Annotated in this window: 9 protein-coding genes; 4 read left to right on the forward strand and 5 right to left on the reverse strand. The window is 30.9% G+C overall.

Features of this window, described 5'->3' with window-relative positions; all coding sequences use genetic code 11:
- Positions 1–16 precede the first annotated feature (16 nt).
- On the forward strand, positions 17–1,606 hold the full coding sequence (locus tag SOR77_RS03835; protein WP_320635865.1) for an SH3 domain-containing protein: 1,590 nt from the start codon (positions 17–19) through the stop codon (positions 1,604–1,606).
- 77 nt (positions 1,607–1,683) lie between these two features.
- Here SOR77_RS03835 and SOR77_RS03840 read toward each other — a convergent pair whose 3' ends face one another.
- The 3 genes from SOR77_RS03840 to SOR77_RS03850 form a co-directional block, all read right to left on the reverse strand.
- Positions 1,684–1,998, reverse strand: a complete 315-nt coding sequence (locus tag SOR77_RS03840) for a hypothetical protein (protein WP_257009108.1) — start codon at positions 1,996–1,998, stop codon at positions 1,684–1,686.
- A gap of 281 nt (positions 1,999–2,279) precedes the next feature.
- The gene (locus SOR77_RS03845) at positions 2,280–3,089 is read right to left on the reverse strand and encodes an AP2 domain-containing protein (protein ID WP_004819552.1); all 810 of its coding nucleotides are present in this window, start codon (positions 3,087–3,089) and stop codon (positions 2,280–2,282) included.
- A 498-nt stretch (positions 3,090–3,587) separates the two neighbouring features.
- On the reverse strand, positions 3,588–4,196 hold the full coding sequence (locus SOR77_RS03850) for a recombinase family protein (RefSeq protein WP_320635866.1): 609 nt from the start codon (positions 4,194–4,196) through the stop codon (positions 3,588–3,590).
- 476 nt (positions 4,197–4,672) lie between these two features.
- On the opposite strand from SOR77_RS03850, the gene SOR77_RS03855 reads away from it, so the two are divergent.
- Positions 4,673–5,797, forward strand: coding sequence for an alanine--glyoxylate aminotransferase family protein (locus SOR77_RS03855; protein ID WP_320635867.1), 1,125 nt, complete (start codon positions 4,673–4,675; stop codon positions 5,795–5,797).
- Positions 5,798–5,821: 24 nt separating this feature from the next.
- Here the strand turns inward: SOR77_RS03855 and SOR77_RS03860 are convergent, their stop codons facing one another.
- Positions 5,822–5,986 (reverse strand): hypothetical protein, encoded by a 165-nt coding sequence (locus SOR77_RS03860; protein ID WP_320635868.1) that lies wholly within the window; start codon positions 5,984–5,986, stop codon positions 5,822–5,824.
- 1 nt (position 5,987) lies between these two features.
- Positions 5,988–6,314 (reverse strand): phage holin family protein, encoded by a 327-nt coding sequence (locus tag SOR77_RS03865; protein ID WP_320635869.1) that lies wholly within the window; start codon positions 6,312–6,314, stop codon positions 5,988–5,990.
- Positions 6,315–6,511: 197 nt separating this feature from the next.
- Between SOR77_RS03865 and SOR77_RS03870 the strand changes: the two genes are divergently transcribed.
- Positions 6,512–10,366 (forward strand): S-layer homology domain-containing protein, encoded by a 3,855-nt coding sequence (locus tag SOR77_RS03870; protein ID WP_320635870.1) that lies wholly within the window; start codon positions 6,512–6,514, stop codon positions 10,364–10,366.
- 120 nt (positions 10,367–10,486) lie between these two features.
- Positions 10,487–11,059, forward strand: a 573-nt coding sequence (locus SOR77_RS03875; protein ID WP_320635872.1) for an IS30 family transposase, incomplete at its 3' end; no start/stop codon positions are given.

An 11,059-nucleotide genomic window follows, 5' to 3' on the forward strand; every position in this document is an offset into this window, starting at 1 on the left:
TACAAAGGAGGCAAAAATGGAAGATTTTAAAACATTACCTACCGTGGTCAGTACAAACCCAAATCAACATTTACAAATAATTCGTGCTGAGCTGACTAACGATTTAAGCATTGCATTTGATATACTTAATATAGGCGATTTTGTTGTTTCCGATATAACTTTTTCAGTTAAATACAAAGATATAGACGGTAATTTTCTATTTAACTCAAGTGAATTTTTCTATACTTCAAAAGCACTTGAAATCTTTCCGGAAAAAATTTACTATATCGAACCCTTTAAAATAGACCCAAGATTTGCTGACGCTCGTGGTATAGAAGTTAGAATTAGAGAAGTTACTCACATCGGAGGCAAAAACCACATCTACGATGCTTCTGAAGAAATTTCATACAGCTTAGCCGTTATCCCTCAAAACAAACAAATTAAAATAAATAACTTGCTTGGGAATGACATAATAGCCTATGGCGAGAACTTAAGAGTTGCTTGGAAGTGCGTATGTGGTGCTGTAAACCCTTCAGACGTTCAAGAGTGTAGACACTGTCACAGAAATAAATATTTTGTACTAAATAACTTAACCGAGTCACTGGTTAATATGAAAATACTAAATATGCTTTCTCAAACTATAAATTTTTCTGAAGCAGGGAAAAAAGCCTTAACTGAAAATCTCACTAAGACACATCTTACAAAAATTGCCCCTTCTACAGATGTATTGGCAACTACTCGAATTAATGAAGATGAAGATAAGAGCAAAAGTAAAAATAAAGTTCTCACAAACACCCTTTTAGTTACTGTGCCATTAATTATATTTATATTAATTTCACATTTAGTAATGAATTTTAATCAGTCAAATAATTTTTATAAGGCAAAAGATTATATATCCCGAGGAAAATATCAAGAAGCCATTCAACTACTGGAGAAAATACAACCTTCAGATAAATTTGAAACTCAACCTTTAATAGAAAAAGCTGAAAAGCTCATGGAATCAGATAATCTATTTTCAAGAGCCAAGACATATCTTGATGAAAAAAACTATACTGCAGCCTTAATAAACTATAAAAAAGTATTACCTGAGGACTTACACTATCAAGAAGCTCAAGATAAAATAAGTGAAATAGAAGAACTCGTTATAAATAGAGCAAAAAACCGTATAGAAAATGGAGACCCTTACGAAGCCGTGAATATATTATTGTCCCTACAAGAAATACTGCCGGAATCCGCAGAAGCCGCTTCACTTCTAAGCTCTATAAAATCATCTTCGGATTATGTAAATCAAAACCCTTACGGTATAGAAGAATCTCCCGAGTACAAAAAAAATCGTGCTGAAATGTCCAACATCGCAAATAACCTTTTGCACACTTACCAAAAAGTACAGACAGATAAAGCCAATTTACGTACATCTCCATCTATTGAATCTGAAATTGTAACTACGTTGCCAATTGATTCCGATCTATATGTAAAAAATACAAAAATTGAAGGGATAGAACGCATTTGGTGTGAAGTAGAGGCACTCGACTCTTCAACAGGAGAAAGATATCAAGGTTGGATATCCAATAAAGTTATGGATAAAGATAACGCCGGTAAAAATACAGTTTCTGTTTCAAAATTCTAACAAAAAAACTGTATCAAAAAGACTTCAAAAGCAACAAAGCTTTTGGAGTTTTTTTGATACAGTAAAATTTACATCTCTTATAATAGTTCTAAATAATTTACAACCGGTTCTTCATAAGGATGACACTCTTTAATTACATCTTTTACAAAATCCAATTCCGCAGACCTTATTCTAAACTCTAATCTTACTTCCCTTATTTCGCTTACTACACCAATTTCCCCGGTGTATGGATTTGCCCCTTCAATAGGTCTAAAGTGACCAGTGACATTTGAAGTTGCAAATACATAGTCATAATTTCCGTCTCTAAGGATTCCTTCCTCATTAAGAGCATTGACTAACTTTATGACATTCTCTTCAGGTATATAAACTTCTACTTTTATATATTCTCTCACATAATCACCCCTTAATAAATATGCCATTATTATATATTAGCCTATAATATCACTTCAACTAAGAAGAAAATAAGAAAGTTTTAAAATTTTATTAACTTTTAAACTTTCTCATTCTTACCATGCTATTTAATGTCGATATCCCAAGTATTATACACAGCAATATTTCAGCCCTTTTTACATTATCATGCTCTTTAAGATAATCAATATGCTTGCGTTAATATTTTTAGTTAAATATTTTATTTCCCATATGTAAAAATTAAGTTTTGATTGATTTTAATAATTTATAGATTCTCTTGATTATTTGCTTTTTCTAAAATCGGCTGAAATAGTTCTTCCTCAGCTTTCTTTCTAGCTCTGATAGCATCTTCTTTTTTCTTAAATGTTCCAAGTGTATATCTCTTTCTTCTTAATGTAATATAAGAAATCCACTTTCCATTTTTAGTTTGACTGACACCTCTTACTCCACTGGTATTATTTGATGGAATCTTTCCCGTTAGTAAGTATGGTAAAGCTCCGTCTACATAGTTATATTTGCGTTCATTACTAAGATGCCCACAACTAAGTGTATGTCCGCTGATTAGGTTGGATCTGGATACATAAGTATACTTACCGCAAGAACATAGACAAAGGTACTTTTCTCTATTTTTATCAAATGAGATAATTGTGAGCTCTCCAAATTTTTGCCCTAATAAGTCTTCATATTTATGATTCCCGCAGTCTTTGACATATCCTCTGTCCAATTGCTTTTTAGTGGCTTCAATGTATTTTCCGCATTTAAGACACCTACATTTCCAAACTATTAAACCATCTTCACGTTTTTCAGTTTTCTCTTCAACTATAAGGTCGTGATATATTTTCCCTACTATGTTTTTATAACTATTGGCAATCTCCGCTCCTCTACATCCACAGCTCACTGTCCTCCCTGAAACAAGATTACTATAATATACATCAATAGTGTTTCCGCAATCACAAATACATTTACATTTTTTGTACTTGCCTTTTTTATAAACAGATATCACTTTTAGTTTCCCAAACCTTTTCCCTATTAGTTCGTCGTTTTTATCTATTTCTTTTAAATCCTTTGATACCATATATACAAAAATCTTCTTTTTTCAAAAAACCTCTCTTAAATTTTATTTCTTCAATAATCAATTAAGAAAAATTCAGCTATTTTTCAATTTCTTTGCATAATATATTTATTACCTTGACTCATACAAGCCAATAATAATAGATTCTAATTCTATACAAGTAACTATTATTGAACAATTTAACTCCTATTCTTTTAATTAATTCAACTTCTATTAGCAGTCTTTGATAAATTTAAAAATTACAAATAGCAACTCATAAAATATAATTTTGTCTTTCATGCTCTATATAAATCAATTCCTATTCCCAATCTCTATCATTTCTCCTTTTCTTGCACTAATGTAAACAAATCTTAGGGTTAAAATGACAATAATAGCAGAGTTTTTATTACACAATATGCTATACTTAATCTATCCGCATAAATTATTAAACTAAGCCATTTAAACACATTGTAATCTCGAGTATAATTAAAAGTAGAGTTGTAAAGTAAAGCCTACTATTTTTTACACTTCTCTCAAATAGTATCCCTTTTCTTTCACCCAATTAGCAAAAGTAGTATGACTCACTCCCAAAACTTTAGCTCCTTTTCTAAAACTTATTTCATTTCTACTCCATTTTTCTGCTAAATTATAGAACTCTTTCGGTATTTCCTTTTTAACTCTGCCAAATTTAACCCCCCTTTTCTTAGCTTCTCTTATGCCTTCCATTTGCCTTTGATGGATATTTTCTCTTTCTATTTGTGCCACATAAGATAATATTTGAAGAACTATATCAGCTATAAATTTCCCTGTTAAATCATTGACTTTAGCTCTTGTGTCAAGAAGCGGAAAATCCAAGACAATAATATCTGCATTTTTTTCCTTGGTAATTTTATTCCATTCTTTTATAATTTCATCATAGTTTCTTCCCAATCTGTCTATCGACTTTATATAGAGTTCATCCCCCTCCTTTATTCTTCTTATAAGTCTTTTATATTTTTTCCTATTAAAATCTTTCCCACTTGCTTTATCAATGTATATTTTATTTATTTCAATTCCCTCTTCTAGAATAGCTGATATTTGCCTATCTACATTTTGTTCTTTGGTCGATACTCTTACGTAGCCATATTTCACCTTTTTCCCTCCCATTCCCATAGAAAAATATGTATTTACTTTTTCTGCAAATCAAATACCATAGCTTGATAAAATTTGCTATTAATTTAAATTTAAACCCTACTATTAATTTGATGTCTCTAAATTCTAGAACTATACATTAAACTATTCCATACACTATAATATATTTTCTTGTTATAAATTAAAATATTTATATACTTATTAAACTTAATGTTTTTATTGTCATCTTTAACATTGCTCTAAATTTTCACATAAGAAAAGGACGATAATCACTCTATCATCCTTGACTTAACAGGTGGTAAAAATATAGAAACTAGTTTCAAATAAATTTTTACTGATCTAAACCCTTATACTTTTTTCGAATGTATATAATTAAAATTTATCTTATTTCTAAAAAGTTTTTGCTATATAAAAAGTATCCTTACTTAAAATTGTATTCCCGACAATATCATTTATAATGTATTTGAGGTGATTAAATGAAAATTCTTTGTGCCGGTCCAACTTCAATATCCCCTGAAGTTTTAAATGCACTTTCTAAATCAAAAACAAACCCCGACTTAGACCCTGAGTATCAAGTTTTTCACAGAAGCGTTGAAAAAAAGATTTCAAAATTACTAAATACAGAAGCTACTTCTTTTTTCATGCTTGGCGAGGGAATTATGGGACTTGAAGCAGCCATAATTTCACTTGTAGAACCACAAGATAGAGTCTTAGTACTCTCAAACGGTTTCTTTGGTGCCGGATTTGCAGACTATGTAAAATTCGCTGGCGGAACACCTGTTGTTTTAGAGTTTGATTTTAGAAACGGGATTGACGTAAACAAACTGGATGAGTTTTTACAACAAGATTCAAATTTCAAGCTTGCAACTTTCGTACACTGCGAAACCCCTTCAGGACTTACCAATAATTTAAACGAAATAGTCAGCACACTTAAAAAATACAACCTACTTACCATAGCCGATTGCGTTTCTTCACTTGGTGGAGAAGCTATTGACTTTGATAAAAGCGGCTTAGACGTGTTGCTTGGAGGAAGCCAAAAATGTATTTCAGCGCCCGTTGGAATAACCATAGTAACCATTTCAGATAGGGCGAAGAAAGCTATTGATGACAGAAAAACTCCCGTAAATTCATACTATATGAACTTTAAAAACTACTATGATTTTAAAGAAGCTCCCTTCTGTTACACCATGAATGAAAATTTAATTTATGCAATGGATATTGCACTCGAACAACTATTTAACAGAAATTCCATAGAACTTCACAAAACTTATGCCGATATAACTCGAGAAATAATTCAATCAGCAGGACTTGAACTCTACGCAAAAAATTGCCCTTCCAACACTGTAACAGCCGTGCTGATGCCAAATGAAATTGAAGCCGAATGCCTTCTTAAACTGATGCGCCAAAAAGATATTGCCATATCAAAAGGCCTTGGAAATATGAGCGAAAAACTTTTCAGAATTGGTCATATGGGCCAAAATATTTCAAAAGATAATTTTAAAGCTCTCTTTAAAGCTCTTGATGAATGTTTTAAAGAACTTGGAATTGAATTAAAAATATCTCTCTATGACTCTTTTTGTAAAAAAATAGGCGAAGTGTAATACCTTCGCCCAAATTAATCCTATCTATTCCTTATTGCTTAACAATTTAAAAAAATAACTCAAAGATGCCACTATCATTATAGATAATAACAATCTAATCTTTAAATCACTTTCAGTTGCAATCATATTTGAAAAAATTGCAAATGCAATAAAATAATAAGCTCCCTTTAAAATTCTATTCTTTAACATTCTATTTAAATGTCTTTTCTCCCGGTATTATTGCACTTACAATGCCAAGAACTGCCGCTCCTATCAATGAACTTATAATTCCGGATGAAAATCCGCTTACCAATTTACCGGTAATATAAATTACAGCTGCTCCTACCAAAAATCCTGAGACACCTCTTCCAGCCGGAGACGTTCTTAAATTTGTGTAGTTACTTATTAGCCAATCCAAGCCACCCATTACAATTGCAGCCATTATCGCCGCTGAAAAATTTGAAACTCTCATAGGACTAAAAAACGCTGCTATCGCTATTGCCAATGCACTTACAAGCACTTTTATAATTAATTTCATTTTCAACCTCCATATTTAAGTATTTTATACCACTTATAAGAAATTATAAACACTAATGAAATTTTTTAAAACTAATGTTATATTTATAGCTTAATAAATATTTTTCTTTTAGTGCTTATATATATATATTATTTAGGGTATAACTTTAAACAAACATATATTTAATATTTCATTATTTATACTAAGGAGGATTTTAAATGAAGAAATTACTATCGTTTTTATTGGCTCTTATATTGTTGAGCATACCTTTAACTGAAACAATATTTGCCATTGATTACAATGCTCAAGAGCCTACCACATCAACAGCTTCAAGAGAAGCTAAAATAGATAAAAAATCTATTGCTTCGAATACAATTCAACCAAGAAGCATTATCCATCCCACAAAGCCATCTATAACATATAGATTTTATTCTGAAAATCAGGAATTAGAAAATGATATCCAAATCCTAACTAATGAAGGTGGTATTCTATTTGAGCCTGAAATTCCGGAATTAGAAAATAAAAAATTTATAGGGTGGTTTATTGAAGAAAATGGAGTTCTTTCAGATAAAGAAATTAAATTTGTTGAAGGCGTAGCAGAAATCGAAGCTGATTCTACTCTCACTACTGACAAAGACATTAATGTCGTTGCTAAATTTGAAGACAATTACCACATCTCTTTTATGCAACAAAAAAATAATCAATGGATTGTTGCACACAAAATATTTGGCAAACCAGGAGATGTAATAAGTACTAAAAACATACCTATAACATTAGAAAATAATCAAAGTGTTGAAGGATGGTATGACAACGCCGCATTAAGTGGTTCTCTTGTTGGAGATACTGTTACGTTAGAAAATAAGAATCTTACACTTTACCCCAAAATAGTAGAAGGCCACTTCATCACTTATCACGTTGGTCAAGATAGTTTAAGTCATATAGAAACCCAATTTTATAAAGCAGCTGATTCTACTATTGAACCAACTACTAAACCAACACGTATAGAATATACTTTTAAACATTGGTCTACAACTAAAGATGGAGAAGCTTTTACTTTTGGTAATACATTAGATAAAAACATAGACCTCTATGCAGTTTGGGAAGAATCAAATATTCCCTATACTGTATCTATTTGGACCCAATCTGTAGATGATGATAAAGATGCAAAAGACCCTTTAGATATTGAAGACCCCAATATATCTGATAAAATTAAAACCTACAATGTATCTCAAACGTTGACACGTAGTGTTTCTCGAGCAGATGTAGCTAACTACAAAAATTCACACCCTGAACTCAATGATTTAAATGAAGATGTAATTATAAATAATTATATAGCATCTATTATTATCAGTGAGTTAAAAACAACAAATCAAATTCCTGAAGGTTTTCATTACGTAGATGAAGATATTGAAATCTTACCAAAATTCAACCAACCACGTAATGCTACAATCCTTCTTGATAGAAATCTAATGACCATAAATCTAAAAGATTCTTCCGGTTCAATTACACAATCTTTTACCGGTCTTTATGGACAGACTTTGAGTAAATATGGTTATACTTGGCCTCAAGGAGACCAAAATAACTATAGAGAAGAATTCGGAGATAAAAGACGTGTTACACTACTAGATTCTTTCCGCTTCTCCGGACTAGCAGTCTCTCAAAATAAAAAACCTAATGATACACTTAATTTAATATTTTCTAAAGATGACAATCTTACTAAAAAAATAGTTCATTATAAAGAAGAATTGGATGGCAGTTATAAAGAACATGCTATTATAAACACTCGCTCTGATGCCGGTTTTACAATAACTGATAAATATCCCGGTTTCTTAGCTGAGCAGTACAAAATAGATAGCAGTAATGACTGGAGAACTATCCCAAGAAATAACGGTAACATCGACTTGCAAGAACTATCCTATAACTCAAGCTTAGAGATCAGACACAAGAGACAAAACTTTAAAATTTCTTTTAATAACAATGGAATTCAAGAGAAAAGTATTTCTATTCCCTATGAAAAAAATATATCAGAATCTATAAATTCTGATTCTAATCTAAAGAGTTATATTGAAAAACCTACACAACCTAAAAATATTCCTGATAATTTTATTTTTAAAGGTTGGTTCTTAGACGAAACTGGAGTTGAAGATTTTAATTTTAATAAATCTATGCCGAGAGTCGATTTAGTAGCATTTGGTTTATGGGTAGAGCCAACTCCTAAAGTCAGAATTTTTGAAAATAAACAATCCACAAATCCTATGCTTGAGCATACTGTAACTTATAATAGTACACTTACTAATAACGAACTACCTACAGTTAAAAATAGTACTGGAGAAGTTATATATAGCGGTAGTGAAGATAAATCAATAACTATTCCTAAAGGGTATACTTGGGTTAGCTGGTTAGTTAAGGAAAATGGAGTATATAGAAAATTTGCAAATGAACCTATAATTAAAAATACTGATCTTTATCCTTACTACACAAATAACACCTCATTCACTGTGACTTATTATTCCGGCTTGGACGAAAATGGTCAACCTAACGGTCAACCTACCGGGAAAAACTTTACAAGTGGAAAAACTTATGCTTACGGAACTACTCCTATTTTGTTAGACCACAAAGAAATTTCAAACCCTCACGGAAAATACTTTATAGGTTGGAAAAATATCGCTGACGGCAAATTGTATCATCCTGGAGACACTATAGAAATAACTGATAACATATCTCTCGTTGCTCAGTGGAGCGATAAAATCTCAAAGGTTAAAGTTGTATATCGTTCAGGTTTAAGTGGGGATTCTGAAGTTATTAAAGAAAAACTAGTTAACGAAAAGATTTACTTGGAAAAACCTATTTTCAAAAAAGATGGTCTTAAGTTTATAGGTTGGAAAAATTTAACTGATAACAAAATTTATGAACCTAACTCCATTCTACAAGTTAATAGAGTTGAAGAAAGTTCTCAAAATATACTTGTTGCCCAATGGGTAAAAGAATTAACTCTAACTAAAAAATGGGTTAACGGAGAAAGTAAAAGGCCTGAAAATATTACCTTAATTCTAAAAAGAGCTACTGACAAAAATTCTAAATTTGAAGAATTTAATAGCGAAAATTTAAATTTAATTAAAGCTGATAATACCGAGGAGACTATCTATTTGACCAGTTCCAAAATTAGTCTAAAAAATAATGAAAATATTAAATCTGTTTTAGTTAACCCTGTATCTACTGATGGTACTCTATATAACTACAATATAGATGAAATAGATGTTCCTAACTTTAAAAAAACTATAGAGCAAGATAAATTAACTATCACTAACACTTATATTGAGCCTAAAGTTAATAAGCCGGATATACAAATCTGGGGTACAAACTATCCTAGATGGGAAACAAGTTATCCTAAACTAGATAGAAAGAATCACTTTGCTTATATTATAGGTTATCCTGATTCTTCTTTCAGACCTCAGTCAAATATAACTAGAGCTGAAATGACAACTATTTTCTCAAGGCTTCTTGAAGAAAAAATTATTTTGCCAAATAATTACAAATCATCATTTAGCGATGTTCTCAATGATTCTTGGTATTCAAATTATATTGGTAAACTTACTCAAGTAGGTGTTATCTCAGGCTATCCTGATGGAACTTTCAAGCCTGACAATAAAGTTACAAGAGCTGAATTTGCAGCAATTGCCTCTAGGTTTATCGTCAATAAAAAAACCAGTTCCAATTTCTCTGATGTTTCAAACAACTATTGGGCTAGTGAAAGTATAGAATATGTTAAAGCTGAAGGCTGGATAAATGGATATCCTGATGGTAGTTTTAGACCTGAAAATAATATTACTAGAGCTGAAGTTGTAAATATAGTTAACTTAATGCTTGATAGGTATGCAGATAAAGTTTATGTAGATACACACTTAAACTCTCTATACTCTTATACCGATTTACCTAAAAATCACTGGGCATATTATCCTATAATGGAAGCTAGTAACGGTCATATATATCATAGACTACCTAACAATGAAGAATCTTGGATAAGACATTGGACTCCTGAGGAGCAAGAGAATTTTTCAAAACGCTGGAGATAATTTCATATAGGTTAATTGTAAAATGAAATTGAACTAAAAAAAAACCATAGTAAATCACATTTGGTATAATTGATTCACCAAAAACAAAAAACCAAAAGGTGATGACTATGGAATATAATAATACTACAACAAACTCAAGAAAAAAATAAACATTTAAATGATTTCGAAAGAGGACAAATTCAGATTTTACACAATAAAGGCTATTCTGCATATAAGATAGCTAAAGAACTCAATAGAGCTTCAAATACAATCAGAAATGAATTAAAACGAGGAACAGTCCCCCAAATTAAAAACAATAAAGAAGTAGAAGTATACTATCCCGATACAGGAAAGACAGTTTATGAGAAACATAGAACAAATTCTAAAAAATCATATAAAGCTTTGGAATGTAGTAAATTTTTAGAATTTGTTCATACTAAATTTACAAAAGATAAATGGTCTTTAGATACAATTTGTGGATATGCAAAAAGACATAAACTTTTTTCTGATGAAATGCTCTGTACAAGAACCTTATATAACTATGTAGACCTAGGACTTTTAAAAATAAAATCCATAGACTTACCCCTGAAATTAAGAAGAAAAACATCTACTAAAAGAATTAGAAAAAGTAAAATAAAACTCGGAAAAAGCATAGAAGAAAGACCTTTAGAAATAGAAAACAGATCAAGCTTTGGCAATTGGGAAATAGATACA

Origin of the sequence: Peptoniphilus sp., from assembly GCF_034090345.1 — a bacterium.
Taxonomy (GTDB): domain Bacteria; phylum Bacillota; class Clostridia; order Tissierellales; family Peptoniphilaceae; genus Peptoniphilus.

Coding starts and splice junctions, on each gene's coding strand:
- SOR77_RS03860 (WP_320635868.1), bottom strand. CDS start 5,986: ATGTTAAAGAATAGAATTTTAAAGGGAGCTTATTATTTTATTGCATTT.
- SOR77_RS03870 (WP_320635870.1), top strand. CDS start 6,512: ATGAAGAAATTACTATCGTTTTTATTGGCTCTTATATTGTTGAGCATA.
- SOR77_RS03865 (WP_320635869.1), bottom strand. CDS start 6,314: ATGAAATTAATTATAAAAGTGCTTGTAAGTGCATTGGCAATAGCGATA.
- SOR77_RS03835 (WP_320635865.1), top strand. CDS start 17: ATGGAAGATTTTAAAACATTACCTACCGTGGTCAGTACAAACCCAAAT.
- SOR77_RS03855 (WP_320635867.1), top strand. CDS start 4,673: ATGAAAATTCTTTGTGCCGGTCCAACTTCAATATCCCCTGAAGTTTTA.
- SOR77_RS03845 (WP_004819552.1), bottom strand. CDS start 3,089: ATGGTATCAAAGGATTTAAAAGAAATAGATAAAAACGACGAACTAATA.